This is a genomic window from Arthrobacter zhaoguopingii (genome assembly GCF_009828595.1).
Taxonomy (GTDB): Bacteria; Actinomycetota; Actinomycetes; order Actinomycetales; family Micrococcaceae; genus Arthrobacter_D; species Arthrobacter_D zhaoguopingii.
Genome location: NZ_WPNY01000009.1, coordinates 1 through 26,006 on the forward strand (window position 1 = coordinate 1; position 26,006 = coordinate 26,006).

Here is a 26,006-nt window from a genome sequence, read left to right on the forward strand (position 1 = left end):
ATCCGTCCACCGAGATCCGGTTCTCCGAATACCTGGAGCTGGACCTGTCCACGGTGGTGCCCTCCATCGCCGGGCCCAAGCGCCCCCAGGACCGGGTCGCCCTGACCGAATCCAAGAGCCAGTTCCGTGAGGATCTGCGCACCTACTCCAACGACCCCGACCTCGAGATGCACAAGTCGGCCGCTGGAACAGTCGACGAAGCCTCGGAGCTCAGCTTCCCGGCCTCCGACGCTCCGAGCTACAGCGCCGACAGTGGCACCACCGTCGACGAGAACGCCCAGCCGCGCGAGACGGTGCCTGCACAGGCCGACCCTGAGAGCCGGCCTTCGAAGAAGGTCAGCGTCAGCATGAAGGACGGGCGCGAGTTCGAGCTTGACCACGGTGCCGTCAGCATTGCGTCGATCACCTCCTGCACGAACACCTCCAACCCCTCGGTCATGCTCGCCGCCGCCGTGCTGGCACGCAACGCCGTGGAGAAGGGCCTGAGCTCCAAGCCGTGGGTGAAGACCTCCGTCGCCCCGGGCTCGAAGGTCGTCACCGACTACTACGAGAAGTCAGGCCTTATTCCCTACCTCGAGAAGCTCGGCTTCTTCATCGTCGGGTACGGCTGCGCCACCTGCATCGGCAACTCCGGGCCGCTCGAGGATGAGATCTCTCAGGCCATCCAGGACAACGATCTCGCCGTGACGGCAGTGCTTTCGGGCAACCGGAACTTCGAGGGCCGGATCAACCCGGACGTGAAGATGAACTACCTGGCCTCCCCGCCGCTGGTGGTCGCCTACGCCCTGGCCGGCACCATGGACTTCGACTTCGACAACCAGCCCCTGGGCTCCGACAGTGACGGCAACGACGTTTTCCTCAAGGACATCTGGCCCAACCCCGTCGAGGTGCAGTCAGTCATCGACTCCTCGATCAATGAGGAGATGTTCACCTCGAGCTACGGGGCCATCTTCGAGGGCGACGAGCGCTGGCAGTCCCTGCCGACGCCCGCCGGCGCCACTTTCGCGTGGGATCCCGAGTCCACCTACGTGCGGAAGCCGCCATACTTCGAGGGCATGACCCTCGAGGCCGAGCCGGTCTCCGACATCGACGGCGCCCGCGTCCTGCTCAAGCTCGGCGACTCGGTGACCACCGACCACATCAGCCCGGCGGGTTCCTTCAAGTCGGACACCCCGGCCGGACGATACCTGCTCGAGCACGGCGTGCAGCGCAAGGACTTCAACTCCTACGGCTCCCGCCGCGGCAACCACGAGGTGATGATCCGCGGCACGTTCGCGAACATCCGCATCAAGAACCAACTGCTGGACGGTGTGGAGGGCGGCTTCACCCGCGACTTCAGCCAGCCCGATGCGCCGCAGGCAGCCGTCTACGACGCCGCGGAGAACTACAGGGCGGCGGGGATTCCCCTGGTCGTCCTGGCCGGCAAGGAATACGGCTCCGGGTCCTCCCGTGACTGGGCGGCAAAGGGCACCGCGCTGCTGGGCGTTCGGGCGGTCATCGCCGAAAGCTACGAGCGGATCCACCGCTCCAACCTCATCGGCATGGGCGTGCTCCCGCTTCAGTTCCCGCAGGGCGAGAACGCCGAGAGCCTTGGGCTGACCGGTACCGAGACGTTCTCGGTGAGCGGAGTGACCGAGCTGAACGAGGGCCGCACGCCGCGCACCGTCACGGTGACGGCGACGCCCGCCGACGGCGGCAAGCCGGTCTCCTTCGACGCGGTCCTGCGCATCGACACCCCGGGCGAGGCCGACTACTACCGCAACGGAGGCATCCTTCAGTACGTCCTCCGGCAGCTGGTGGGCTGACCCGGCCCCGTGACCGAGTCCACGGACGTGTCAGCGAAAGTTGACGGCGAGGCGATCTTCCGGGTCCTCCGGGGGGAGATCCTCGCCGGGGTCCACCCGCCGGGCACCGCCCTGCGCGAAGTGGTCATCTCCGAGCGGTTCGGCGTCTCCCGCACTCCGGTGCGGGAGGCGCTCAGCCGGCTCCAGCACGAGCGGCTCCTGGAGCGGGCGGCGCGTGGCCTTCAGGTGCCGCAGATCGACCCGCAGGAGGTCATCCAGATCTACGACCTGCGCGTGATGCTCGAGGAGGAGGCCGCGGGCCAGGCCGCCTCGGAACGCCGGTCGGCCGATATGATCCGCCTCGAGGCCCTCGTGGAGCGGGATAAGGCCCTGCCCGACCCGGACGACCAGACCAGGATCAACCTCAACCAGGAGTTCCACGTGGCGCTGTGGGCGGCCTCCCACAACCCCGTGCTCACCGACCTGCTGGCGAGACTCTCCACGCACCTGATCCACACCCCGCGCTCCACCCTGTCCGTCGGCAACCGCTGGCAGGAGTCGCTGGAGGAGCACGAGGCACTGGTGCACGCCGTGGCCGACCGCCGGGCCGAGGACGCCCGGCGGATCGCCCGCACCCACATGGAGACGGCCCGCGCCCTGCGGCTTGCGCTCTTGCGGACCTCGGCGGCCGGCTAGTGGGCCCGACCAGGTTGCTGCTCGACGTCGACACCGGCATCGATGACGCGGTGGCGCTGCTCTACCTGTGTGCAGTGCCCGAGGTCCGCCTCGAAGGCATTACCTGCACCGCCGGAAATGTGGACGCGGCGCAGGTCGCGGCGAACAACCTCGCCCTCCTCGAACTCGCCGGGCAGAGTGGGGTCGAGGTGGCCATCGGCAGCGAGGTGCCCCTCGTGGTGCCGCTGGTGACGACCGAGGAAACCCACGGGGACCAGGGGGTGGGCTACGCCGTGCTTCCGGCCGCCCGGCAGCAGGTCTCCGACCGTTCCGCGGTGGAGGTATGGGTGGAGGCGGCCCGGGCGAACCCCGGGGAGATCACGGGGCTGATCACCGGGCCGCTGACGAACTTCGCCCTCGCCCTGCGCGCCGAGCCGCGGCTGCCGATGCTCCTGAAGGGCCTGGTGATCATGGGCGGGGCGTTCAACTACCCCGGCAACACGACGCCGGTCGCCGAATGGAACATCCATGTCGATCCGCATGCGGCCAAGGAGGTCTTCGCGGCCTACCGCGGCCTGCCGGCGGACCGGCTGCCGGTGGTGTGCGCCCTGGAGTCGACCGAGCGGATCGAATGCCGCCCGGAGCACCTCGAGCGGCTGTCGCAAGCCGCCGGTGCGGGCGCAGAACTGCTCAGCCCCGCCGACCCCGAAGGGCTGCGCAGCACCAACCCCAACCGGATCATCGCCTGCGTCTCGGATGCGCTGCGCTTCTACATGGAGTTCCACCGCCGGTACGACCAGGGCTACCTCGCCCACCTCCACGACCTCTTCGCCGCCATGATCGCCACCGGGGAGGCGACCGCCACCACCCGGCCCGCGACGGTCGACGTCGAAACGGACTCGCCCCTGACCTTTGGGCAGACCATAGGCGACTTCGCCGGGTTCTGGAAGCAGCCGCACAACGCCCGGGTGGTGACCGCCAACGAGCCGGAAAGGGTCTTCGAGACGCTCATCGACCGCCTCGCCCGGCTGGCCGCCGAACGGGGCTGACCCGCCCCTGACCCTGCGGGTACACTTAGCTACTGCCCGCACCGCCGCGGGCCGCGCCGAGGTGACATGAGGTGCACGCCCCTGCCCCGCGCGCCCAAGGACTGCAATGAGCTCACCCCTGACCCTTCCCGCGACGAAGGCCACGCGCCCCCGGAGCGCCCTGGTCGCCGTCGGAGCCGCCCTGATCGCCGCCACGTACCTGTACCTCGTGCTGGTGCAGCCCGCGGAGATCGCCGAAGGGATCGGCGGAACCTCCTCGCTGATCACCCTGTTCGGCTTCCTCGGCGGCGGCGCCCTGCTGGTGGCGGGGATCCTGCCCTCCCTGAGCACGAGTTCCCTCGTCCTGATGCCGCTGGGTATCGCCCTCAATATCGCTATTGGGCAGACAGCGGGCAGCCTGGGGCTGCAGATCTACCTCGACGCCATCGGCACGGTCCTCGTCGCGGTCCTCGCCGGTCCGGCCGCGGGTGCGGCGACCGGGGCGCTGAGCAACGCCATCTGGGGTCTGTTCAACCCGCTTGCGCTTCCCTTCGCGGCCGGAGCCGCCCTCATCGGGCTGCTGGCCGGCACCGCCGCACGGTACGGCATGTTCCGGCGGGTCTACCTGGCACCGGTTGCCGGACTCGTCGTCGGTGCCGTCGGCGGCCTGGTGGCTGCCCCGGTGGCCGCCTTTATGTTCGGCGCCGCGGGCACGGTGGGCACCAACGCCCTCGTTGCCGCCTTCCGCGCCGTGGGGGACTCGCTGCTGGTCGCGGCGACGAAGCAGGGACTGACCTCGGACACCCTCGACAAGCTCGTCGTGTTCACCCTGGTGGCCCTTCTCGCCTACGCCCTGCCGCGCCGCTCGCGGGCCCAGTTCCCCTTCCTCCGGCGGTACGGGGTCCTCGCCGGGAGGACCGGGCCGGCCGCCGGGCGGTAATCAAGTGCCCCGGCGACGCGTCCTCAACCCGCTGACCGAACTCTCCGCCGCGGCGCTGCTGGTGGTGCTGGTCCTGGTGGTCAACACCTGGCAGTTCTCACTCGCCGTCCTCGTCGTCGCCGTGATGCCGGGAGTGCTGCTTTCAGGTAAACCGCGGCAGATCGCCCTGGCCATCGCGGTGACCGCCGGTCCGCTGCTGGTCTCCTCGTTCCTTCTGCACGGCTTGTTTTTTCCTGAGGGAACCACGGTCCTCGCCGAGTGGGGGCCCGCCCGCGTCACCGCCGAGGGGTTGCAGTTCGCCGCGCTCACCGGGCTGAGGCTCGCCGTTTTCACCGGAGTGCTGCTCACCGCGGCCCTGACCGTAAGCATTCCCGAGCTGGTGTCCACGCTTACCCACCGCGGCTGGAACCGCAGGCTCGTCTTCGTCGTTGGCTCGGCGGTGGGGCTGCTGCCGCACGTCGCCGAACGGGCCCGCCAGATCACCCGGGCGCAGCAGGCGCGCGGACTGGTGGTGGGCGGCAGTATCCCCTCCCGGGTACGGGGACTCCTGATGGTCAGCGTTCCCCTCGTCACCGGCCTGCTGATCGACGCCGCCGAGCGGACCCAGCTGCTTGAGGCCCGGGGGTTCTCCTCCCCGGGACCCCGCACCAGCTACCTTCCCGATACCGACACGGCGGGCCAGCGCACCGCCCGGTGGCTGATGGCCGCCGGGGTGCTCGCGTTCGGCTGCGCCTGGTACGCCGTGGGGGCCGGCCGGTGATCCGGCTCGAGTGTTCAAGCTACGCGTACGACGGCGGTCCCGTCGCCCTTTCCGGTGTGGATCTCGCCGTGGAACCCGGAGCCCTGGTGCACGTCGTCGGGCCGTCGGGGTCCGGAAAAACCACCCTTGCCCGCCTGCTGGCAGGGCAGACCGGGGCCGGGAGCGGAGCGCAGTTCCGCGGTGCGCTGACCCTCGGAGGGGACCGGCTCGGGTTCGCGGGCGGCCCGGGGGATCCGCTGATCGATCCCGCCGCGTGGAGTTCCACCGTGGCGTATGCGGCGCAGCGGACCGAGGGCCAGCTCTCCATGATGTCGGCCACCGTCGCGGAGGAGATCGCCTTCGGGCCGGCGAACCGGGGCGTGCCCGCCGGGGAGCTGCGGGCGGCCGTGCAGGCCACAGCAGCCCGGCTCGGGCTGACGGACCTCCTGGACCGGGATCCCCGCCGGCTCTCCGGCGGCCAGCTCCGCCGCACGATCATCGCTGCTGCCGTCGTCGGGAACCCCCGGGTGCTGATCCTCGACGAGCCCTTCCAGGGGCTCGATGCCGGCTCCCGGGCCGAGGTGGCCCGGACCCTTGAGGTGCTGCGCGCGGCTGGCACCGCTCTGGTGATCTGCGCCCCGATGCTCCCCGGTTCGGCCCCGCAACGTTCCCGGGTCCTGGCGCTTGTGAGCGGCCGGCCCGTGTTCGACGGCTCTGTCGCGCAGGCCCGCACTGCGGGGCTCGAGCGGTACGCCATCGGCACTGAAGGCTCAGCCCCGGACCTGCGGCGGGTGCCCGCCGCCCCGGCGGCCCCGGACGTGCGGCAGGTCCAGGCCGCGGGTCCGCTCGCCGAGCTCGCCGGCGTCTCCTTCTCCTACCGCGGAGAGGGTGCCCGCGGGCGGGCCGAGGTCCTCCGGCGCGTCGACCTGAGGGTCAGTCCGGGCGACATCGTCGGACTGACGGGGGCGAACGGGTCGGGCAAGTCGACGCTCCTGCAGCACCTTAACGGGCTGTTGAGGGCGTCGTCGGGCACGGTGACCGTCGCGGGGCAGCCGCTGGGGCGCCGCACTCCCACCGGGCAGCTGGCCGGTGCGGTGGGATACCTGTTCCAGGACACCGACCAGCAGCTCTTCGAACGGACCGTGCTGCGCGAGGTGACCTACGGGCCCGCTGCGGCCGCGGCCGGCCGGGAGGCGGCCCAGGAGCGGACCCGGACGGCACTGGCGGCCGTTGGGCTCGGACACGCCGCAGGAGAACACCCGTACGAGCTGGGGTTCGTTGAGCGCCGGCTGGTGGCGTTTGCCTCCCTGATCGCCTCGGGACCGGCGGTGTGGGTGCTCGACGAACCGACCGCCGGCCTTGACCTGCGGGGCCGCAACCGGGTGGCGGAATTGCTCCTCGGCCACGCCGCGGCAGGCGGCGCCGTGGTGCTTGCCACCCATGACGGGGCGTTCGCCGACGCCCTGTGCACCCGGATTCTCGAGCTGAAGGACGGCAGGATCCTCTCCGGCGGGGCCCGCCGGGGAGCGGACGGGGCGTAGGGTTGCCGCATGGAACGCCCCGACGCCTCAGGCCCGAACGCCGGTCCGTCCGGTGCGCCCGCCCCGGCCGCCGGCCGGAGCGGCAGTCCTGCTAAAAGAAGCGGAGACTCCAGCGACGTCCGAGACACCGCCCGCCGCCGCACCGTGGTCGTCGGAACGCCGGGGCAAGGCGCGGAACTGGAGGTCTTCGAATACGGCAGGGAGCCGGGGCCGGGCGTGCCCACCCTGGTGCTGGTGCACGGCTACCCCGACGACCACCGCGTGTACCTCCCGGCCATCGCCCTGCTGGCCGCGACCCATCACCTCGTCGCCGTCGATACCCGCAACGCCGGCCAATCGGTGGCCCGTTCGAGGGACTACCGGATCTCCGTCCTGGTGGATGACCTCTTCGCGGTGCTCGACGCCGTGGCCGTTCCCGGGGTGCACCTCGTCGGCCATGACTGGGGCTCGATCCAGGGCTGGGCGGCGGTGGCCGACCCCCGCTCCGAGGGGAGAATCGCCCGCTTCACGAGCATCTCGGGGCCCGACCTCGGGCACTTCCGCCGCTGGACGCGCGAGCGCCTCCGGACCCCGGGCCGCTGGCCGGAACTCGCCGGGCAGCTGCTGCGCAGCTGGTACATTGCGGCCTTCCAGCTGCCGGTCCTCCCCGAACTCTTCTGGCAGGTGGCGCTGCGACGGCGCTATGAGCGAACGGCGCGGCGCCGGGTGGGAGCCGATCCCATCCGGGGCCTCGCCCTGTACCGGGCGCTGCGCTCGCGCTCCGGCCTCCGGCCGCGGCTGCCGGCCGTGACGGTGCCCGTTCACGTCGTGGTGCCGGTGAAGGATCCCTTCCTTTCACCGGCGCTGGTCGAGGGGCTCGGGGAGTGGGTGGAGCACCTGAGGGTGACGAGGGTCGACGCCGGGCACTGGTGGCCGGAAACCCGGCCAGCCGACTTCGCCGACCTGCTCCGCGGAGAGCCGTAGGAGCGGCCGGGCGGCGGACTCAGGAGAGGGTGAGCCGGTGCCAGGACCGCAGCGTGAGGCCCGCGGCAAGACCACCCAGCGGCAGCGACAGCAGCACCTGGACCGCAGTCGTGACGTCCGCGCCGGCGCCGCGCTGGCTCGCCCACAGCCCGGGGGCGGAGAACGGGAACCAGCCGCCGAGCCCCACCATTGCCGCCAGCTGTGCCAGGACAACGATGACGATCACCGCGCCGATCGCGGAGAGGTAGCCCCGGCCCAGGGTGGCGGCCCACGCGCAGGGCAGGGCCAGGAGGGCCGTGGCGGCAGTGATCAGCAGGAACTTGGCAGCGAGGGCAGGAATGCCCGGATCGCCCGGATTCCCGGCCGTTCCGGTGAGGAGCCCGGCCGCGACCAGGGTGAACGTCAGTGCGACGGCGACCGCACCGGACCAGGCGAGGATCAGCAGCAGCTTCGCGGCGGCCGTGGCCGTCCTGGAGACCGCCGCAAGGAAGAGGGAACCGACGGTTCCGTCGGTGAACTCCCTGCCGAATACCCATCCGGTGACCACCCCAAACCCGAGGAGGCCGCCGACGGCACTGATGGTGCCGGCTCCCGTGAAGAACCCCTCCCAGCCTCCGGCACCGATGACGCCTTCGGCCTTGACCGCCAGCAACGGGTTGGCGCCGTTCAGGGAGAGTACCGATGCCACCGTCATCACCGGTACGCCGAGGACGAGGAAAAAGCTCGTGAACACCACGGGGCGGGCGCGGCGGAACTTGAGCCATTCCGCGGCGAGGGCCGCCCCGAGCTGCGCCGGGCCGGTCACTGCCCGATCCCGGAGTCGGCGTAGATCATGTCGAAGAAGCGCCGCTCGAGGTCCATGGCATCGGGCGGGAGGCTGCCGATGATGCGTCCTGCGTTCAGGACACTGATGCGGTCGGCGACCCGCGCCACCTCGTCGAGATGGTGGCTTGAGACGAGCACCGCTGCGCCGCGCGTGTGGGCGCGGTCCAGGAGCATCCGGCGCACGATCATGACCCCGGCAGGGTCAAGCGCGTTCGTGGGCTCGTCGAGCAGAATTGTGCCCGGCGAGGCGGTCAGGGCCGCCGCGAGGCCGAGGCGCTGCTTATTGCCCAGGGACAGCCTGCGGCCCTGCGTGGATTCCCATTTCGTGAGCGCGAACTCCTCGATGAGCTCAAGGGCCGCGGCGCGGGCACGTTCCGGCCGCAGCCCGGCCAGCCGCCCGGCCAGCGTGAGGTTCTGCAGGACGGTGAGTTCCGGATAGGCAAGCGGGTGTTCAAGCAGGTAGCCAACGCCGGCGCGTTCGCCCGATGACAGCATCGAGGGTTCGCGGCCCGCCACCAGGACCGACCCGCCGTCGGGCCGGAGCATGCCCAGGAACAGGCGCATCAGCGTCGTCTTGCCTGCTCCATTGAGGCCCACCAGGGCATGGATTTCGCCCCCGCGCACCTCGAGGCTGACCCGCTCCAGGACCGGCTCGCCGCCGAACCGCTTGGAAGCGCCGGCGCACTGCAGCCGGGCGGTGCCGGCCGCTGCTCCGGCGGCGTCGTGCCGTTCCGTCTCCACCGCCACCTCCATCCGCCCGGGGACTGCAGCGGAGCCCGAGCCCGCCTGCTGTTCATTGTGGACGCTGCGGCCGGGGCTGGGAAGCTCAGGCCTCGAGCAGGCCGCGGATGTCTTCGGCGGTGAGTGCCGAGCTGAACACGGCGTCGTCGTCCATGACGGAGCTGAAGAGCTGGGCCTTCTGCTCCTTGAGCTTCATCACCTTCTCCTCGATGGTGCCCTTGGAGACCATCCGGTAGACCATGACGTTCTTTGTCTGCCCGATCCGGTGGGTCCGGTCGACCGCCTGCGCCTCGCTGGCAGGGTTCCACCAGGGGTCCAGGAGGAAGCAGTAGTCCGCCTCGGTCAGGTTGAGGCCGAAACCGCCGGCCTTCAGGCTGATCAGGAACACCGGTGCCGAGCCTTCCTTGAACCTGTCGATCACCTCGCCCCGGCTGCGCGTCGAGCCGTCGAGGTAGGCGTACTCGATCCCGCGGGCCTCGAGCTGCTCGGCGGCCTTCTTCAGGTAGGACGTGAACTGGCTGAACACCAGCGCGCGGTGGCCTTCGGCAAGGACGTCCTCGAGCTGTTCGAAGAGCACTTCAAGCTTGGCCGAGGGAACGTCCGAATGGTCGGGGTCGACAAGTGAGGCGTCGAGGCTCAGCATGCGCAGCAGCGTCAGCGACCGGAACACGATCATGCGGTTGCTGTTGAGGTCATCGATGAGGCCCAGCAGCTTCTGCCGTTCCCGCTGCAGATAGGTCGAATAGATGTGCCGGTGCTCGGGGGTGAGCTCGACCTCGAGCACCTGCTCCTGCTTGGGCGGCAGGTCGGAGGCGACGGCCTCCTTGGTGCGGCGCATCATCAGGGGGCGGATGCGCCGGCGCAGCCGCGCCAACGGGCGGTTGTCGCCGATCTTCTCGATCGGGGTGCGGTAGTCCTCGGTGAACCGGCGGGCCGAGGGGAACAGCCCGGGGGCGACGATATTGAACATCGCCCACAGCTCCATCAGGTTGTTCTCCATGGGCGTGCCCGTGATCGCCAGCTTGAACGGGGCGGCGAAGTCCTTGGCGGCCTGGTGGACCTTCGAGGTGCGGTTCTTGACGAACTGCGCCTCGTCGAGGATCAGTCCCGCCCACTCGGTTTCTGAGTACGCCTCAAGGTCGAGCCGGAACAGGGTGTAGGAGGTCACGACGACGTCGGCGCCGCGCACCTGCTCGCGGATCGGCACCCCGGAGGCGCCCTGGGTGTCGGAGATGCCGACGACATGGAGCCCGGGGGTGAAGCGGTGGGTCTCGTTGATCCAGTTGGGCACCACGGAGGTCGGTGCGACGATGAGGAAGGGCGCGTGCGGCCCGCCGGCCTCGTGGGCGTGCTGGATCAGGGTCAGGGCCTGAAGGGTCTTACCGAGGCCCATGTCGTCTGCGAGCACACCACCGAGCTGATGCCGCCAGAGGAAGGCGAGCCAGTTGAACCCCTCCTTCTGGTAGGGCCGCAGTTCGGCCTTGACCCCCAGGGGAACCTCGACCGGCGCCAGGTCGGGAAGCTCTAGCAGCCCGGCGACGGCGTTCCGCCAGGACTCGGCCTGCTCCGTCTCATCGGCGAGGTCTTCGAACTCGGCCCACAGTCCGGCCTGGTAGCGGCTGATCTGGAAGCCGGTCTCCCACTCCGTGAGGCCGCGTGCCTCCTCGATGAGTTCGCGCAGCTGGTCAAAAACGGGCTGCTGGAGGGACAGGTAGCTGTTGTCGACGAGCTTGAGCTTCGTCCGGCCCTGCGCGAGGGCGCGGAAGATTGAGTCGAAGGGGATCTTGCGCCCGCTGACCGTCACCATCACACCCAGGTCGAACCAGTCCCGGTCCTCGGTCTCGACGGTGCTGATCACCAGCTGCGGGGTTTCGGTCAGGTGCTCGTAGTCGGGTTTGTCCCCGACGACGTCGACCTCAAGGCCCGGCTCCACCTCGATCCGCGGAAGCACCGACTCGGTGAACTCCACGGCCTGCATGTCCTCAAGGATGGTCTTCCGCAGCGGCAGTGGGCTGATCACGGCCCGGGCCGCCGCTTCCAGGGCGTCCTCGGCGTCGGCGTCGCGGTAGCCGTCAGCGGCCGCCGGGCCACCGCCCAGCGGGTGACGCTGCACGGCGGTGCCGAAGGTGTACCGGAAGTCCCAGGAGAGGGTCACCGCGCCGTCGGGCCGGTAGGCGGCAGTGAGGACGAGCGCCGGCGGCTGGACCTCGGGCAGGTCTACACTTCCATCGCTGCTGGCCACCTTGAGCGACCGGCTGAGGCGGGGGTAGTACTCCTCAAGGAAGATCGAGGTCTCCCCGGCCGGGATGTGGAGCGGACGGGAGCGACGGAGCAGTTCAAGGTCCTGTCCGCTGAGCTTCCTGCCGGTCGGGGCGAGGGTGATTGTCGTGTCCGGTGCCACCGCGTAGATCCCGTGGTCGCTGATGATGTGGGCGGTCTCCGGCGGGTGGATCCGCCCATCGATCTCCAGGACGGGGGAGAGCTGGACCGAGTCATCAGCCGCCGCTGTCGCGTCAAGGCGCAGGGTGGCCCGGTGGGCGAGGACGACGGTCACTGACTTCTTCGATCCGACAAACTCGATGCCGAGCCGCCCGGCTTCCTCGAGGAGGTGCCAGAGCAGGGGATTGCTGAAGTCGTCGAGGTACAGCCACGAGTCGTTGTTGCCGAAGTAGTTGACGCCGGTGCCCCGGTGCAGGGCAGGGAACTGGGAGAACCAGCGGTGCTGGTCGGGGTCGAGCCGCAAACCATAGGTCTGGTAGCTGATGCTTCCCCAGGAGAGGTTGTTCTTCACCCACTTGCCCTTGGAGTTCTGGCTCACGGGACGCACCCCCAGCCGGGCGTTGAGGGTGCGCAGGCCCTGCCTGTCGGCGGCTGATCCCCAGCGCTGGACCGCCACTTCGGGGGTGCGCACCTCGAATTGCAGGCCCAGTGGCGTCGTCGGCGCTGCAGGCACTTCGGCAGTGCCGGGTGCCGGGGCGAGCAGTTCGCTCAAGGAGGCCTGCCAGCCCGCCGCCGGCCGCGGAGGCGGCGGTGCCGCGGTGGTCTCCTGGCGGGCCAGGAGGTGTTCGGTGTTGCTTTGGAGGGCGGTGGCGGCAACATGCTTGCAGTCCGAGCCGACGGGGCAGCTGCAGAAGTTTTCGAGCGGACGGAAGCGGCCGTCACCCTTGAGGCCGAGGCGCAGCTTGGTGCGGTACTCGGTGGGCGCGCTTCCCCGGACCCGGCCGGTGAGAATCTTCGCGCTCGCGTCCCAGGCGAGGGAACTGACGGCGCCGTCCTTGGCGTAGACCTGTCCGCGTTGGAACGACGCACCGCCCACGATGCGGATGATGTCGGTGACATCGATCAGGGGGTGGGACGAAGAGGGCATACTTTCATGCTCTCACGCGGCGGCTGCGCGCCGTGCCCGGGAGGTGGTGCTGTCCGCTGTCGGCCATACCGTCCGCCGCGCGGACCTCCATGCGGCGGGGACCGGCCGGGTTCCGGTATCCGGTGCACGGGTGCAGCACGTAAGGTACGAAAGGGGCTGTCCGACGTCGTCCGGAGAAAGGGTGCCGGTGTTCGAAGCGCCGAGTTTTATCTACGCTGCCGCCGGGCTCGCGGTTTTTGCCGCCGCCCTGCTGCCTCGCCTGCTGATGCGGGCGCCCATTTCCATGCCCATGGTGTTCCTCGGGGCGGGGGTGCTTGCCTTCTCCCTGATGGATACGCTGCCCACCCCCGACCCGGTGGCCCACGGCGACTTCACCACCCACCTGGCCGAGGTCTGCGTCATCATCTCCCTCATGGGTGCAGGGCTCGCCCTGGACCGCCGGGTGGGCAGGAAACGTTGGGCCACCACCTGGCGCCTGCTGGGCATAGCCATGCCGTTGTGCATCCTGGGCCTGATGCTCCTCGGCCTCTGGGTGCTGGGCCTGGGCCTCGCCGGGGCACTGCTTGTCGCCGCGGTCCTCGCGCCCACCGACCCGGTGCTCGCCTCGGAGGTGCAGGTGGGCGAGCCTGCCGAATCGGAGGAGGAACTCGGAGGCGAGGACGAGGTGCGCTTCGGGTTGACCTCGGAGGCGGGCCTCAACGACGGTCTCGCCTTCCCCTTCGTCTATCTCGCGATCGCCATCAGCCTCGTGGGGGCGGCTCCCGGCGCCTGGTTCCCCGAGTGGATCGCGTTGGATGTGGCGTGGCGCATGGGTATCGGCTGCCTCTTCGGGTTCGGCATGGGCATGCTGCTCCGGCGGTTGTTCTTCTCGGCCCGGATCGAAACCGTCCGGCTGGCAAACCACTCCGAAGGGTTCGTGGCGCTGGCGGCGACCTTCCTGACCTACGGCCTCACCGAAATCGCCGAGGGGTACGGCTTCATCGCCGTCTTCGTCTGCGCCGTCACCATCCGCACCGCGGAGCAGACGAGCGGCTACCACGGTGTCCTTCACAGCTACATCGAGCAGCTCGAGCGGCTGCTCACGGTCGTGGTGCTCGTCCTGCTCGGGGGTGCCGTCTCCCGTGGCCTCTTGATGGGTCTCACCTGGCAGGAGGTCCTTGTCGCCGTCCTTTTCCTCCTGGTGATCCGTCCCGTTGCCGCCTGGGTCAGCCTCGCCCGGGGACGCACCGGACCATGGGAGCGGGGTGTGATTTCATTCTTCGGTGTCCGCGGCATCGGCTCGATCTACTACCTGGGGTATGCGCTGTCCAAGGGGGAATTCGACGCCGAGGAAGCCTCGCTGTGGCGGATCGTGGCGCTGGTGATCTGCATGTCCATCGTGCTTCACGGAATGACCGCCGCCCCGGTGATCAATGCGCTCGACCGTGCGCGCGAACGCAAGGCGGTGCGTGTCAGCGGTGACGAGGGACAGGCGCCAAAAACGCCCATCTAGTTGTGCAGCTGAGGGAGGCCCTCCCCGCGGCCGAACCTCAGCGGAGGTGCTCGAGCCGGCGTTGGATGGCCTCGAGTTCGGTGCTCAGCGAGGCAAGACCCCCGGCGCTGTTTTCGGTGGCAAGGGCGCGTACCAGTTCGTCCTGCCGCGCCCGGAGCCCGGCCTCGGTGGTTGGAAGCTCGAAATCAGCGGTCTCGAAATCAGCCATAGTTCCATCCTGCCAGACGCCATCCTGCCAGACGCCATCCTGCCGGATGCCCAGCCGGCACCGGCAGCCGCGCTGCCCGCGGGGTGAATGTCCCGGATAGAGGACGCTCGAAATAAGTAGCCCATTCCTGCCGTTGCCTAAAGCATGCCCGGTCTCCACCGTGACGGCCGGGACCCGCGATAGCACAGCGCGCACCTCCAGGGAAGGCTTTTCTTGATATCTGTTCCTTTGTCCATCCTCGACCTGGCACACATTCCGCGGGGAGGCACGGCCGCCGGAAGCCTCGCCTCGAGCGTGCGGCTGGCTCAGAGCGCGGAGAAGTGGGGGTACCGGAGGATCTGGTACGCCGAGCATCACAACCTGAGCAGCATCGCCTCCTCGGCGACGAGCGTGCTGATCGCCCACGTCGCCGCGGCCACCACCAGCATCCGGCTGGGATCCGGCGGAATCATGCTACCGAACCATTCACCCCTGACGATCGCCGAACAGTTCGGGACCCTCGAGACACTGCATCCGGGCCGGATCGACCTCGGCCTGGGCCGCGCACCGGGAAGCGACGGCAACACGATGCGGGCGCTGCGCCGCGACCCCGCCGCGGCCGACACGTTCCCGCAGGATGTCCTCGAACTCCAGGGCTACCTCTCCGGCGACACGCGCATTCCGGGAGTCCACGCCACGCCCGGACGCGGGACGAACGTTCCCCTGTACATCCTTGGCTCCTCGCTGTTCGGGGCGGGCCTCGCCGCGGCGCTCGGGCTGCCCTACGCGTTCGCCTCGCATTTCGCCCCGGCGGCGCTGCAGGAGGCTGTGGCGTTGTACCGGCGGGAGTTTCAGCCCTCCGCCCAGCTCGAGCAGCCCCACGTCATTGCCGGCCTCAACGTACTTGCGGCCGATACCGAGGATGAGGCGAGGGCCCAGTTCCAGGAGGGCCAGCGGAGGATGGCCGAGCTGCTGCTCGGCCGCGGCCGTGCCTTCACCCCGGAGGAGGCCGATGCACTCCTTGCCTCTCCAGGAGGCCAGCAGGTGGCGCAGATGTTCACCTACTCGGCCGTGGGGACCCCGCCCCAGGTTCAGGACTACCTTGAGGGCTTCACCAGGCACGCCGATGCGGACGAACTGATTATCGCCACGAGGGCGAGTTCCGAAGCGGCCTGGCTGCGCTCCTTCGAGCTGGTTGCAGGCCTCGCGCGGCCGGTGGCCGCCTGAGGCCCAAATATTTATAAAGAAGGTTTGGATTCCTGCTTGCCATCACCCATGGTGGTGCTGTTAGGTTGGTAACGGTTGTAGTGTTGCGCATTTGTATTTCACGTGGTGTAGCTCCTCGGGGCCCACGCCGCATCTCTGAAAGAGCGGACAAGCACGCCGCGACTGGGGCTTTCCGAAAGTCGGAGAGCGTCTGAATTTCAGAAGGATAAACAAAAATGGCAACAGGTACCGTGAAGTGGTTCAACGCTGAAAAGGGCTTCGGCTTCATCGCCCCCGACGACGGAAGCGCAGATGTGTTCGCACACTTCTCCGCCATCAACGCCAGCGGCTACCGCTCGCTTGATGAGAACCAGAAGGTTAGCTTCGACACCGAGCAGGGCCCCAAGGGTCCCCAGGCGTCAAACATCCAGCCTCTCTAAGGTCCGGATCTAAAGCAGGGCGGGATTTTCCCGCCCTGCTTTTGTTTAACCCCTTTTCGGGTCCGACGTGCCGGGGCTTTGCGTCGAAGACGTCGAGCCAGGCTCAGGCTCCGCCGGCGCACAGGCCGATGAACGCGCCGAGTTCCTCGAGCGCCTGCGGACGCGACGGGACGTGATGGGTGAGCCCCGGTGCGCGGACGATCACGGCACGCCACTGGCCCCGTGACACTGCCACGTTAATGCGGTTGCGGCTGAGCAGGAACTCAATTCCCCGCGGCGCCTCGGCTGCACTCGAGCAGGCCATCGACACGATCACGACGGCCGCCTCCTGGCCCTGGAACTTATCGACAGTTCCAACCCGGACCCCCGGGTGGCCCGCGGCGTCGAGTGAGGTCCGGATCAGCTGGACCTGCGAGTTGTAGGCAGCGACAACGAGGAGGTCCGCCTCGCCCAGGGGCCGCACTCCGGCGCCATCGCCCGGCGTCCAGTCCCGGCCGAGGTGCCGCACGACCTGGGCCATCACCTCCGCCGCCTCCTCCGGGGAGGAGGTGCTCCGCCGCTCGGTATGGTCAACCATCACGCATTCGACGCCCGGGGCGAGTCCGTCGAGGTGCCGGAGTGCGGCCGACGGCGTGGATTCAAGCCGTCGATCGTAGGAGAGCCGGGAGACAAAGGCGCACAGCGCCGGCTGCATCCGCCAGCTGTCGGCGAGGAAGTACCCGAACCTTTCGGGGAGCGTCGCGTGCCCGTCGGAAAGCCAGCCGAGGGCCGACTCATGAACCGGTTCGGGGTGGCTGCCCTGGGTCACTTGGGGGAGCTGCTGCGGATCCCCGAGCAGCAGCAGCCGCCGGGCCGAGCGTGCCACCGCGAGCGTGTTGGCAAGGGAGAACTGGCCGGCCTCGTCGATGACCAGGAGGTCGAGCGAGCCCGCCGGAACCTTGCTGCCGGTCATCGTCCAGGCGGTGCCGCCGACCAGGCAGCCGGCATCCTCGTGAAGCAGCGCGGCGACGCCGTCGTCGGTGGAGTTAAGCCAGGGAGCGGCGGCATCCGCGGTTTTCTTTGCAACCCTCTCCGGGGGCACCCCGGCCCGGAGAGCGGCCCTGAGCAGGTTCTCGACGACGGCGTGGGACTGGGCGACGACGCCGACCTTCCAGCCGCGGGTGACGAGCCGGGTGATCACCGCGGCGCCGACGAAGGTCTTGCCGGTTCCGGGCGGTCCCTGGACGGCCAGATAGGACGAGTCGAGCCGTTCGACCGCCGCGGTGATGGCGTCAACATACCCGGTGGGCCCGGGAAATGCCGGAGGGAGGGCGCCGCTCGTCAGCCGCGGCGGAGTCCTGCGGAGCAGGTCAAGGCCGGCTCCGTGGGGAAGCTGCGGAATGGCCGATCCGACCTCGGCGGCCACGGCGAGCAGGGCCGCCTCAATGGAAGGGGTGCGGATGGGCTGGTCGGGGGCGAGCGCCACGGGCAGATACGGGTGGGCGGGCGCGCCGGCCCGCAGCCGTTCCTCGAGGAGGATCACGTCCTTCCCGCCGTCGGTTCCGGCAGTGAGCACCTTCGCACCGAACCACCCGCCCCGCCCCGAGTCTGCGGAGTCGACCCCATCGGGCAGGGGCTCCTCGTACACGCTGAACCAGGTGGAGTCCTTCCGGAAGTCCGCACCTTCGGGAAGGACCCCGGTGAGGCGGAGGGTCCGGGAGAGGGAGCGGGCGCGCGGGGTGCGCAGAGCCCAGTCCGTCTCCACCTCGACGGACTCAGGAAGGAACATGTCCCGGGCCTGCGTCCAGTTCTCCGGCGCGGTGCCGAGCCGGTCGAAGTGCTCCCACCAGAACTGCTTGCGCTCACGCCGGTGATAACCCACCGCCGCCGCCACCATCGCCACGGCCTGATCATCGGAACCCTGCGCGGCCCCCGGGAGGGAGCCGAGGTACGCCAGCAGGTGCGCCTCCTCCGGCCGCGGCTCGGACACAGTGCGCTCGCGTTCCGGCGGGTCCGCAGAGGCGGGCCCGATCCCGCGTTCGCCGGCCCGCTCGAGGAGCCAGTTGCGCAGGTGCAGGGTGGAGCGGCAGTCGTACTCGTTGTAGTCCCGGATGCCGGCGAGCAGTTCGGCGGCCCGGGCATCATCACCGGCGTCGCGGACCGCGCAGTACTCGGAGTAGGCGACCACCGAGGCCCCGGCGTCGGTGATCGCTCCGGTTCGGAGGTCGGCCCCCATATAGAGGGGTTCGAGGGCCTTGATGCTGTAGGACTTCTCCGAGATGCGCAGGCTGCGCCGAACGACTTCGTAAAGGTCGATCAGCACCCCCTCGCGCAGCAGGGTGTCCACCGCGTCCTCGCCGAGAATGTGGGTCATTGACAGCCGGCGCAGGGCGCTCTTCTCGTAGGCGGCGTAGTGGTAGATGTGGAGGCCTGGATACCGTGCGCGGCGCTCGGCGACATAGTCGAGGAAGCTGCTGAAGGCCGTCCGCTCTTCGGCGCGGGAGTGGGCCCAGAACGCCCGGAACGGCGGCTTCGAACCGGCATCGCGGGCATTCTCGACGACGCCGAAAAGGTACTCGATTCCCCAGGATCCCGTTCCGGGGTCTTGCCACAGCGGGTCGCCCTCGAAGTCGAAGAAGACATCCCCCTCGTTGGGCGGAGGCAGCAGGCCCAGGGCGTGGCCGGGCAGAACCTTGTACCCAAGGCGTCGGGACGTGCCGTCGGCGCCGGTGTAGTCGACGCCGCCGTCGGCTTCCTCGAGGCCCGTCTGCATCCGGGCCTGGTCGCGCAGCCGCGCGAGGGCCGGGGACCCCCCGGCCGCTTCGCCCGCCGCAAGCTGGTCGATCGTGAAAATGCCTGCTTTCCGCAGTTCGGCGCGCTGGGCGAGGCTCAGGTTCGCCACGAGCAGCAGATCCCGCGTTGACTCAACCATCTGCTGGCAGTAGTCGCACCGGCCGCAGGCGCTATGGCCCGGGCCGTCCCATTCGACGGGGTCGGGTTGGGCTCGGTGCGCCGCCAGCAGGTCGAGGAACCGTGCCCGGCGTTCCCGGTAGACCGGGATGAGATCGTCGAGGCTGTGGACGCTCGAGGTGCTGTCGCCGAGGACGAGGGTCACCTGGGGTGCCGGGGTGAGCCCGGCGCGCAGCAGTTGGTCGCCGTAGGCTGCAAGCTGCAGCAGGGCGCCGACCTTCGCGTGCCGGGCGAGCTTGGTGTCCCACACCGCGTAGCCCTCGCCGGTGTGGACCAGGAAGTCGGAGCGGCCGTGGAACACCCCGTCGAAGAAGGAGGCCTGGAACACAACGCCGGCCCCGGCGCGCAGGGCCCCCAGCGATTCCTCATGCTTCGCCGTCAGAGTGGCGCGGTCCATGGTGGCCGCCGGAACCACCTCGTACACGCCGCCCGGGTTCCCGGGGGAGTACGTGCCGAGCTCGGCGGTGAACTTCTCGAGGACCAGGTGCTCGTGCACGTCGCCCAGGGTTGCGGCACGCTGGAGCATCTCATCGGCGGCGAACTCGGCCGGCGGAGTGCGGCCGAGTTTCTCATCGAGGATCCGCAGGACGCGGTACTCGCACTCGGCGGCGTTGACAAGGTCGCTGGCCGAGAACACCAGGTCGGCCCCGGTGTCCGGTGCGGCGTTTTCAAGCAGGAACACTGGGCCTCCCGGCGGCTGGGCGATCAGCAACAATCTACCAAGGGGGATGCGGTAGCGTGGAAGGGCCTGTTTACCCTTCGGATGGTCCCGGCCCGAGGCGCTGCCACCAGCAGCTGGGGTGCGCCTTCAGTTTTTTACCGGCTCCGCCCGAACATCCACTGCCTTTGGAGATTCATGAATCCGCTCACCCTGTTTCGGACCGTCGCCGTGGCCGAGGCTCTCACCTGGGCGTTCCTGCTCACCGCCATGTTCTTCAAGTACGTCACCCAAAGCACCGAAGCGCTTGTGCCGCCGGCCGGCGGGATCCACGGGTTCGTGTTCCTCTGCTTCGTCGCGACCACGGTGTTCGTCTGGATCAACTCGAAGTGGTCATGGCGGACGGGCGTGCTCGGACTGGTCTCAGCAGTGGTGCCCTTCGCCACCATCCCCTTCGAGCTGATGGTTCAGCGCAGGGGGTTGCTCAGCGGCCCGTGGCGCCTCCGCCCGGGCGGGGAAGCTCCCGGGAACCCCGTCGAATCCCTCCAGGCCTGGGTGCTGCGCAGTCCGGTGCTCGCCGCGGCGCTCGCCGTCGTCGGCATCGGGGTCGTCTTCACGCTGCTGCTGATCGCCGGTCCGCCCGTCGCGGCGGGCTGAGGTGCACCCCGGGCGGTGCGGGGTGCGTCGGCGGCCCTACCTGCCGGCCAGGTCGGGGTGGTGCAGTTCGGCGACGTCCGGGTGGGCGCGCAGGCGCCCCTTGAGGACGTTCTCCCCGTAGGAGGAGAGCATCGGGTTCTCAGGATCGTCGGTGATGCCGGTCGCTGCCGCCGCGAGCTCCGCGGGGAGCACCACCGGTTCGATGACGGCGTCAAGCCGGGGGGACCAGAAGAACGGGACCGCATACCGGTCCACTCCGGGCGGAGGAGAGGCCACCCGATGGACGGTGGCGGCGAGGTATCCCTGGGTGGCTACTTCGAGCATCTCCCCGAGGTTGACAACGAGCGCCCCGGGAATCGGTTCGACCGGCACCCACTCGGAGCGTCCCCGGGGAAGCACCTCAAGCCCGCCCACCTCGTCCTGGAGCAGGAGGGTGACGAACCCGTAGTCGGCGTGGGAACCGACGCCCTGTCCTCCGGCTTCGCCGTCGCCCCCCACGTAGTGGACAAGCTTCGCCATCCACGCCGGCGTGCCGTCGAAGGGTTCGGCGAAGTGCTCCTCGGGCAGGCCCAGGGCCACCGAGAGGGCGCCGAGCAGTTCGGCCCCCACGGTGGAGAGCAGTTCCGCCCAGGCCATCGCGGAGCGTTCGAGTTCGGGAAGGGCCTCGGAGGGCCACTGGTTGGGCCCCTGGAGCAGCCAGTACGGCTGGTCCGCGGGGTAGCTCTCGAGGGGCGCGCGGTCCGGGGAGAAGTCGATCTGTTCGCGGGCATCGGGTCTGCCGCGGGTGATCTCGGTGCCCAGCCGGGCGTAGCCCCGGAAGTGAGGGGACTGCCGGTTGTCGAGCCGCAGGCGCTCCTCGAGCGGCAGGTCGAAGAACCGGCGGGCCACCGACAGCAGGTCCTCGGCCTGGGTGGCGGAGGCTCCGTAGTTGGTCACCTGGAAGAAGCCGACGGTGTGCGCGGCGTCGCGGAGCCGGTCGATGAACCGGGGATCGAAGGAACCATCGGGGCGGCGGGCCGTGCCGAGGTCGAAGACGGGGATTGTGCTTGAAACCATGCCGGGAGACTACGCCCGGTGCGGGCCCGGCCGTGCGCCCGGGTTACGTTTCGTGTCGCCGGGCCGCCTAGAGGCCGGCCAGCCGAAGGAGGACCGCGAGTCCCTGAGGGCTCCCCGGCCAGTGGCGCTCAACGGCCCCGGCGCCGGCACGGCGGACGGTGAGGCGAAGGACGAGGGCGACCAGGAGGACGTCGTCGGCATAGCCGATGCCGGGGAGGAAATCCGGAACCAGGTCGATCGGCAGCAGCAGATACGCGAGGAGCAGCAGGAGCGCCACGCGCACGCCGGCGGGGACCGTCCGGTCGGCGGCGAGGCGCCGCAGCAGGCGGAGCAGGTCGGGCAGGAACCGTAGGGCATCGGTCATGGTGAGGGTCTCGGGGTGGGCCCGGGCATACGCGGCGAGGCCAAGGAGCAGCAGCGCATAGGTCCCGAGCGCCACCGCCAACCAGCCAAGGACAACCGTTCCGTCCATGAACCTCCTGTCGGGGATGAATCTCTGCCGCCTCAGATGCAACATGCGTATCTTCCCACTGGTGAGTCGGCGGGCTATAGTTCTCATGCCGCCTTACACAGATCGCATCGATGGGGGAACCTTCCACGCGGGCTCGGGCCGGTTCGCAGTTCTATCAGCGAGGTGCAGCACCTCAACCGCTTTTCCCTGGAAGGAATCTCCGATGTCCCAGTATGCGCACCAGAGCAGGCCCGCGTATCCCAGCGAGCAGCCCTTCAGCGGCGGAGGGCAGTTCTACCGCGGGGCAGGTACGCCGGCGGACTCGCTGGCCGGCAAGAAACACATGCAACTCTCCCTGGCCTTCGGGTTCCTGAGCTTCTGGATTCCCATCGTCTTTGTGCCCCTGGCCCTGATTCAGGCGGGTAGGGCCGAGCGGCTGGACGAGCCCTCCACCGCGGGCAAGATCCTCGCCTGGACGGCCGTCGGCTACTGGATCCTCTCGGCGATCTGGGGGTTCATCCTTTATGCCTTCATCGCCAGCCAGCTTCCGATGCTCCTGGATTCCGTACCTCCGGTGTACAGTCCACCTGTCTAGCCAACAGCGCGGGGCCCGGTCAGGGACCGTTCGAGGATGAAGTCATCTTCGAGCCGCCCTCCCAGACGGAAGGTCTTCGTTCCGGCGAGGCGGAAGCCGCTGCGCGAGTAAAACCGGATGGCCCGTTCGTTCTCCTGGTTGACGCCGAGCCAGATGCCCGGCATTCCGGTGCCGGCCGCCGTCTCCAGTGAGGCCTCCATCAAGGCCCGTGCGGCGCCGGCGCCGTGGTGGGCGGGATCGATATAGAACTTGCTGAGCTCCACCGCAGGAAGTACGGTCAAGGCCTCGCGGATCCGGGCATCCTCCGGCTGGGCTCTCACCAGCATGCTGTAGCCGCCGAGCCCACGTTCCGTCGAACCCGCGGCGTCCGATCCATCAACGGCCGGTGGGAGGTCTACGCACAGGATCATCCGGTCGGGGTCGCCGAGATGCTCCGCGAAGCGGGTCTCCGACAGTTCGGTCTCAAGGAAGCGCTGGATATCCCGGGGGTCCGAGCTCGGAGGACAGGCAAGGGGGAAGGTCACGGCGGCGCAGGCAGCCAGCGCGGCGGCGTCGGCGGGAACCGCTGGGCGGACGGTGAAGCTCATCCCGTCATTATTGCCGTTGCAGGGCGGTGCCGTCCGCCGGGCCGATTGGGAGAACGTTCCGGATTGGGTGATCCCGGCTGAACCGGACACCCCCGTGAACGGGACAAGCCCCGGTGGAAGGAACCCATCCACCGGGGCTTGTGCTTCATTTCGGGCGCATCGGCGCCTCTAGGTGCGTTGGTGCGTTCTGCGCCCCGGGTCAGGCAGCCGTGACGGAGCCCGGCTTGTGGGTGGTGTGGACCGGCTTGTCGGGCACGTGCGCGGGGCGGCGCTTGGCGAACTCCGCCCGCAGGTCGGGAAGGACAAGTTCGCCGAAGAGATCGAGCTGGTTCAGCACCGTCTTCAGCGGCAGGCCCGCGTGGTCGATGAGGAACAGCTGGCGCTGGTAGTCGCCGAAGTATTCCTGGAAGGAAAGGGTCTTTTCGATGACCTCCTGCGGGCTGCCGACCGTCAGGGGAGTCTGGGCCATGAAGTCCTCCATCCGCGGGCCGTGGCCGTAGACCGGGGCGTTGTCGAAGAACGGACGGAACTCCTTGATCGCGTCCTGGGACTTCCGGGCCATGAAGAACTGACCACCGAGGCCCACGATCGCCTGGTCGGCTGCGCCGTGGCCGTAGTGGGCGTAACGCTCGCGGTAGAGCCCGATCAGCTGCTGGTAGTGCTCCTTGGGCCAGAAGATGTTGTTCGCGAAGAACCCGTCGCCGAAGTAGGCGGCGATCTCGGCGACCTCCGGGGTGCGGATGGAGCCGTGCCAGACGAAGGGTGCGACGCCGTCGAGCGGGCGCGGGGTCGAGGTGAAGTTGCGCAGCGGAGTGCGGAACTTGCCCTCCCAGTTCACCACGTCGTTGTCCCACAGCTGGCGCAGCAGGTTGTAGTTCTCGATGGTCAGTTCGACGCTGTCCTGCTGGTTCTTCCCGAACCAGGGGTAGACCGGCCCCGTGTTGCCGCGCCCAAGGATCAGGTCGACCCGGCCGTCGGCCAGGTGCTGCAGGGTGGCGAAGTCCTCGGCGATCTTCACCGGGTCGTTCGTGGTGATCAGCGTGGTGGAGGTCGAGAGCTTGATCCGCTCGGTCTGCGCGGCAATGTAGCCGAGGATCGTCGTCGGGGAGCTGGCGTAGAAGGGCGGGTTGTGGTGCTCGCCGGTGGCATAGACGTCCATGCCGATCTCTTCGACCTTCTTGGCGATGGCGACGGCTGCCTTGATGCGCTCGCCCTCGGTGGGGGTCTTGCCGGTGAGCGGGTTGCGGGTGACATCACTAACAGTGAAAACGCCGATTTCCATGATTTTTCTCCAAAGGGTGGTGCTGGTTTTTGAGGGGTTGGCTTGTGTGAAGCGCGGGCGCCGGTTTCAGGCGGCTACGCGCGGTGACCGGCGGTTGACGATCCAGGCCGCGGCGGCCAGGACCATCACGACGGCGATCACGAGAGTTGTTGACGTGGTGAGCCCGAGCGGGCCGGTGAGGGCGCCGATCGAGAGGACCGGGATGGCCAGGCCGCTTTGGGCTGCGATGAAGTAGGCCGCGACACTCTTGGCGTGGCTCTCATGCGGTACAGCGCGCGCAAGCTGTCCCAGGCCTCCCATGAAGGTGAGGCCGGCGCCGAACCCGCCGATGACCGTGCCAAGACCGAACACTCCGAGGTTTCCCGTGAGGAACCCGGTGAGGACGAGGGCGAGGGCCGCGATCAGCAGGGGAAGTCCGCGGAGGATTGACCACCGGGGTGCTTTCGCGCGGAAGGTGAGCTGGGCGATCACACCGATCTCAAAGAGGATGAAGGTCGCAAGCCCGGCGATCGCGAGGTTGTGCACGTCGAGGGTCTGCGAGATGAAGCGGGGAGTCAGGCTCGAGAACAGGCCAAGCAGGGTGAAGGTCGGAATGACTGCCACCGCCGACCTGCCATAGATTCCCCTCGCGGAGCGTGGCACTCCAACCCGGGGCGCCCAGTTGATCTTGCCGGCCGTGCGCGGATGGGTTTCGGGAACGAAGAACGTCAGCAGGAATGCTGCCGCCACAAGTGCGCCGAAGACGACGAAGATCAGGGCCGTCGGCGCCGGGAGGTACTGGGCGAAGACGCCTGCGACCAGCGGGCCAAGGCCCAGCCCACCCATGTTGGCGGCGGTTGAGATCATCGAGGGAAACGCCTTATTGGAACCCCGGTACAGCTCCGCGAGGGCCGCGGTGGCTGCCGACGTCATCAGGCCGACGCCGATACCGCTGAGGAACCGCCCCGCGAGCAGCATGGGGACGTTTGCGGCGAAGAGGAAGAACAGCGTGGAGCCGATGGTCAGCGACAGCGCTGCGAAGGCCAGCGGCCTGCGGCCGACCTGGTCGGAGAGACCTCCAAAGAAGATCAGGGCGAGCAGGGTTCCCAGGACGTAGACGGCGAACACCCAGGTCGTGGTTTCGGCGCCGAATCCGAAGTCTTCACCCCAGAGGGTGTAGAGGGGGATCGGCAGGGTGCCACCGGTGGTGAGCAGCGCGAAGGTCGTTGCGATGATAGCGAATGAGGCGGTGTAGCGGGTCTGCGGTAGCCGGGCCATGTCAGATGTGCCTTTGGTCGGGTCGGTTTACTGGTGCGGTGTGGAGCAGGACTCGAACGATGAGACCGGAGGCTGCGCCTAGCAGAGGGAAAAGGATGCCTGCCCAGGGCGGCAGGTCGGCGATGCCGAACAGGGCATCCACCGAGAGCGCGCCCGGGCCGGTGAGGCTCAGCGCGGCGGCGATGACGATCAGCACCAGCGGGTACTCGTACCCGTCGTGCTGGACCCAGAGTCCCTTCCGGGCTTTGACCGTCACGGCGACGGTCATCACTCCGATCGCTACCATGCCCGCAAGCGGGGTCAGGGCACCGAAAGCGAGAAAGAGACCGGATCCGAGCTGCCCGAGACCCGCGGCCAGTGCCGTGTAGGCACCGCCGCGAAATCCATCGGAGCGGAACTCGTCAATGCCGCCCTGGAGCCCCGAGCCTCCCAGCCGGAAGGAAATTTTCTGCAGCCCGTGGCCGGCGATTAGCAGCCCGATCACCACCCGCAGCAGCAGGATTCCAATATCGGCATTCATGAACCGGTCTCTTTTCTCGTTTTACCTGGGTTTGTCGTTGTGCCTGGTGCTGACCGGCCGGGCGGC

General features: G+C 68.9%; 23 protein-coding genes. 12 read left to right on the forward strand and 11 right to left on the reverse strand.

The annotated features are described in order from the left end of the window. The 7 genes from acnA to GVV86_RS12385 form a co-directional block, all read left to right on the forward strand. On the forward strand, positions 1–1,805 hold a 1,805-nt coding region (gene acnA / locus GVV86_RS12355), incomplete at its 5' end, for an aconitate hydratase (protein WP_159802971.1). 27 nt (positions 1,806–1,832) lie between these two features. Further along, positions 1,833–2,480 (forward strand): GntR family transcriptional regulator, encoded by a 648-nt coding sequence (locus tag GVV86_RS12360; protein ID WP_246199875.1) that lies wholly within the window; start codon positions 1,833–1,835, stop codon positions 2,478–2,480. Further along, positions 2,480–3,508, forward strand: coding sequence for a nucleoside hydrolase (locus tag GVV86_RS12365; RefSeq protein WP_159620181.1), 1,029 nt, complete (start codon positions 2,480–2,482; stop codon positions 3,506–3,508). Before GVV86_RS12360 ends, GVV86_RS12365 begins: the two co-directional genes overlap by 1 nt. Before the next feature lie 106 nt (positions 3,509–3,614). After that, complete coding sequence (locus GVV86_RS12370; RefSeq protein WP_159620182.1) at positions 3,615–4,427, forward strand: ECF transporter S component; 813 nt, start codon at positions 3,615–3,617, stop codon at positions 4,425–4,427. Positions 4,428–4,431: 4 nt separating this feature from the next. Beyond that, positions 4,432–5,187: an energy-coupling factor transporter transmembrane component T gene (locus tag GVV86_RS12375; RefSeq protein ID WP_159620184.1), complete on the forward strand. Its 756-nt coding sequence runs from the start codon at positions 4,432–4,434 to the stop codon at positions 5,185–5,187. Further along, entirely contained in the window at positions 5,184–6,707 is a 1,524-nt protein-coding gene (locus GVV86_RS12380) for an ABC transporter ATP-binding protein (RefSeq protein ID WP_159802972.1), read from the forward strand. The genes GVV86_RS12375 and GVV86_RS12380 overlap by 4 nt, the downstream gene beginning before the upstream one ends. Positions 6,708–6,716: 9 nt before the next feature. After that, positions 6,717–7,670 carry an alpha/beta fold hydrolase gene (locus GVV86_RS12385; RefSeq protein WP_159620188.1) on the forward strand — a complete coding sequence of 318 codons (954 nt, stop codon included), beginning with the start codon at positions 6,717–6,719 and terminating at the stop codon, positions 7,668–7,670. A 19-nt stretch (positions 7,671–7,689) separates the two neighbouring features. Here GVV86_RS12385 and GVV86_RS12390 read toward each other — a convergent pair whose 3' ends face one another. The 3 genes from GVV86_RS12390 to GVV86_RS12400 all read right to left on the reverse strand — a co-directional run bounded on the left by GVV86_RS12390 (position 7,690) and on the right by GVV86_RS12400 (position 12,603). Continuing rightward, positions 7,690–8,475: an ABC transporter permease gene (locus tag GVV86_RS12390; RefSeq protein ID WP_159620190.1), complete on the reverse strand. Its 786-nt coding sequence runs from the start codon at positions 8,473–8,475 to the stop codon at positions 7,690–7,692. Next, positions 8,472–9,236 (reverse strand): ABC transporter ATP-binding protein, encoded by a 765-nt coding sequence (locus GVV86_RS12395; protein WP_246669976.1) that lies wholly within the window; start codon positions 9,234–9,236, stop codon positions 8,472–8,474. Before GVV86_RS12395 ends, GVV86_RS12390 begins: the two co-directional genes overlap by 4 nt. A gap of 85 nt (positions 9,237–9,321) precedes the next feature. Continuing rightward, the gene (locus GVV86_RS12400; RefSeq protein ID WP_159620192.1) at positions 9,322–12,603 is read right to left on the reverse strand and encodes a DEAD/DEAH box helicase; all 3,282 of its coding nucleotides are present in this window, start codon (positions 12,601–12,603) and stop codon (positions 9,322–9,324) included. A 187-nt stretch (positions 12,604–12,790) separates the two neighbouring features. Here GVV86_RS12400 and GVV86_RS12405 point away from each other — a divergent pair, with 187 nt between their 5' ends. Continuing rightward, complete coding sequence (locus GVV86_RS12405; RefSeq protein ID WP_159620248.1) at positions 12,791–14,095, forward strand: cation:proton antiporter; 1,305 nt, start codon at positions 12,791–12,793, stop codon at positions 14,093–14,095. A 37-nt stretch (positions 14,096–14,132) separates the two neighbouring features. On the opposite strand, the gene GVV86_RS12410 is transcribed toward GVV86_RS12405, so the two are convergent. Beyond that, entirely contained in the window at positions 14,133–14,303 is a 171-nt protein-coding gene (locus GVV86_RS12410) for a hypothetical protein (RefSeq protein WP_159620194.1), read from the reverse strand. Between the two features lie 216 nt (positions 14,304–14,519). Here GVV86_RS12410 and GVV86_RS12415 point away from each other — a divergent pair, with 216 nt between their 5' ends. Both GVV86_RS12415 and GVV86_RS12420 read left to right on the forward strand, forming a co-directional pair. After that, on the forward strand, positions 14,520–15,509 hold the full coding sequence (locus tag GVV86_RS12415) for an LLM class flavin-dependent oxidoreductase (RefSeq protein ID WP_159620250.1): 990 nt from the start codon (positions 14,520–14,522) through the stop codon (positions 15,507–15,509). A 215-nt stretch (positions 15,510–15,724) separates the two neighbouring features. Continuing rightward, positions 15,725–15,928: a cold-shock protein gene (locus GVV86_RS12420; RefSeq protein ID WP_026533290.1), complete on the forward strand. Its 204-nt coding sequence runs from the start codon at positions 15,725–15,727 to the stop codon at positions 15,926–15,928. 103 nt (positions 15,929–16,031) lie between these two features. Here the strand turns inward: GVV86_RS12420 and GVV86_RS12425 are convergent, their stop codons facing one another. Continuing rightward, entirely contained in the window at positions 16,032–19,559 is a 3,528-nt protein-coding gene (locus GVV86_RS12425) for a TM0106 family RecB-like putative nuclease (RefSeq protein ID WP_159620196.1), read from the reverse strand. 174 nt (positions 19,560–19,733) lie between these two features. On the opposite strand from GVV86_RS12425, the gene GVV86_RS12430 reads away from it, so the two are divergent. Then, the gene (locus GVV86_RS12430) at positions 19,734–20,192 is read left to right on the forward strand and encodes a DUF3817 domain-containing protein (protein WP_159620198.1); all 459 of its coding nucleotides are present in this window, start codon (positions 19,734–19,736) and stop codon (positions 20,190–20,192) included. Positions 20,193–20,228: 36 nt separating this feature from the next. On the opposite strand, the gene GVV86_RS12435 is transcribed toward GVV86_RS12430, so the two are convergent. Both GVV86_RS12435 and GVV86_RS12440 read right to left on the reverse strand, forming a co-directional pair. Continuing rightward, positions 20,229–21,248: an isopenicillin N synthase family dioxygenase gene (locus GVV86_RS12435; protein ID WP_159620200.1), complete on the reverse strand. Its 1,020-nt coding sequence runs from the start codon at positions 21,246–21,248 to the stop codon at positions 20,229–20,231. Positions 21,249–21,315: 67 nt separating this feature from the next. Continuing rightward, positions 21,316–21,720 (reverse strand): DUF1232 domain-containing protein, encoded by a 405-nt coding sequence (locus GVV86_RS12440; protein WP_159620202.1) that lies wholly within the window; start codon positions 21,718–21,720, stop codon positions 21,316–21,318. A 202-nt stretch (positions 21,721–21,922) separates the two neighbouring features. On the opposite strand from GVV86_RS12440, the gene GVV86_RS12445 reads away from it, so the two are divergent. Then, a complete protein-coding gene (locus GVV86_RS12445; RefSeq protein ID WP_159802973.1) occupies positions 21,923–22,294 on the forward strand; it encodes a hypothetical protein in 372 nt (123 codons plus the stop codon). On the opposite strand, the gene GVV86_RS12450 is transcribed toward GVV86_RS12445, so the two are convergent. From GVV86_RS12450 to GVV86_RS12465, 4 genes are all read right to left on the reverse strand, one after another. After that, positions 22,291–22,881, reverse strand: coding sequence for a GNAT family N-acetyltransferase (locus tag GVV86_RS12450; protein ID WP_159620206.1), 591 nt, complete (start codon positions 22,879–22,881; stop codon positions 22,291–22,293). The genes GVV86_RS12445 and GVV86_RS12450 overlap by 4 nt on opposite strands. A 199-nt stretch (positions 22,882–23,080) precedes the next feature. After that, on the reverse strand, positions 23,081–24,163 hold the full coding sequence (locus GVV86_RS12455; RefSeq protein WP_159802974.1) for a CE1758 family FMN-dependent luciferase-like monooxygenase: 1,083 nt from the start codon (positions 24,161–24,163) through the stop codon (positions 23,081–23,083). Positions 24,164–24,229: 66 nt separating this feature from the next. Continuing rightward, positions 24,230–25,420 (reverse strand): MFS transporter, encoded by a 1,191-nt coding sequence (locus GVV86_RS12460; RefSeq protein ID WP_159620210.1) that lies wholly within the window; start codon positions 25,418–25,420, stop codon positions 24,230–24,232. A 1-nt stretch (position 25,421) separates the two neighbouring features. Then, entirely contained in the window at positions 25,422–25,940 is a 519-nt protein-coding gene (locus tag GVV86_RS12465; protein ID WP_159620212.1) for a DoxX family protein, read from the reverse strand. Positions 25,941–26,006: the final 66 nt, after the last annotated feature.

What these genes read in the sequence shown, in the direction of transcription:
- GVV86_RS12370 (WP_159620182.1), top strand. Translation starts at nt 3,615, where the DNA reads ATGAGCTCACCCCTGACCCTTCCCGCGACGAAGGCCACGCGCCCCCGG.
- GVV86_RS12385 (WP_159620188.1), top strand. Translation starts at nt 6,717, where the DNA reads ATGGAACGCCCCGACGCCTCAGGCCCGAACGCCGGTCCGTCCGGTGCG.
- GVV86_RS12400 (WP_159620192.1), bottom strand. Translation starts at nt 12,603, where the DNA reads ATGCCCTCTTCGTCCCACCCCCTGATCGATGTCACCGACATCATCCGC.
- GVV86_RS12410 (WP_159620194.1), bottom strand. Translation starts at nt 14,303, where the DNA reads ATGGCTGATTTCGAGACCGCTGATTTCGAGCTTCCAACCACCGAGGCC.
- GVV86_RS12420 (WP_026533290.1), top strand. Translation starts at nt 15,725, where the DNA reads ATGGCAACAGGTACCGTGAAGTGGTTCAACGCTGAAAAGGGCTTCGGC.
- GVV86_RS12430 (WP_159620198.1), top strand. Translation starts at nt 19,734, where the DNA reads ATGAATCCGCTCACCCTGTTTCGGACCGTCGCCGTGGCCGAGGCTCTC.
- GVV86_RS12435 (WP_159620200.1), bottom strand. Translation starts at nt 21,248, where the DNA reads ATGGTTTCAAGCACAATCCCCGTCTTCGACCTCGGCACGGCCCGCCGC.
- GVV86_RS12440 (WP_159620202.1), bottom strand. Translation starts at nt 21,720, where the DNA reads ATGGACGGAACGGTTGTCCTTGGCTGGTTGGCGGTGGCGCTCGGGACC.
- GVV86_RS12445 (WP_159802973.1), top strand. Translation starts at nt 21,923, where the DNA reads ATGTCCCAGTATGCGCACCAGAGCAGGCCCGCGTATCCCAGCGAGCAG.
- GVV86_RS12450 (WP_159620206.1), bottom strand. Translation starts at nt 22,881, where the DNA reads ATGAGCTTCACCGTCCGCCCAGCGGTTCCCGCCGACGCCGCCGCGCTG.
- GVV86_RS12455 (WP_159802974.1), bottom strand. Translation starts at nt 24,163, where the DNA reads ATGGAAATCGGCGTTTTCACTGTTAGTGATGTCACCCGCAACCCGCTC.
- GVV86_RS12460 (WP_159620210.1), bottom strand. Translation starts at nt 25,420, where the DNA reads ATGGCCCGGCTACCGCAGACCCGCTACACCGCCTCATTCGCTATCATC.
- GVV86_RS12465 (WP_159620212.1), bottom strand. Translation starts at nt 25,940, where the DNA reads ATGAATGCCGATATTGGAATCCTGCTGCTGCGGGTGGTGATCGGGCTG.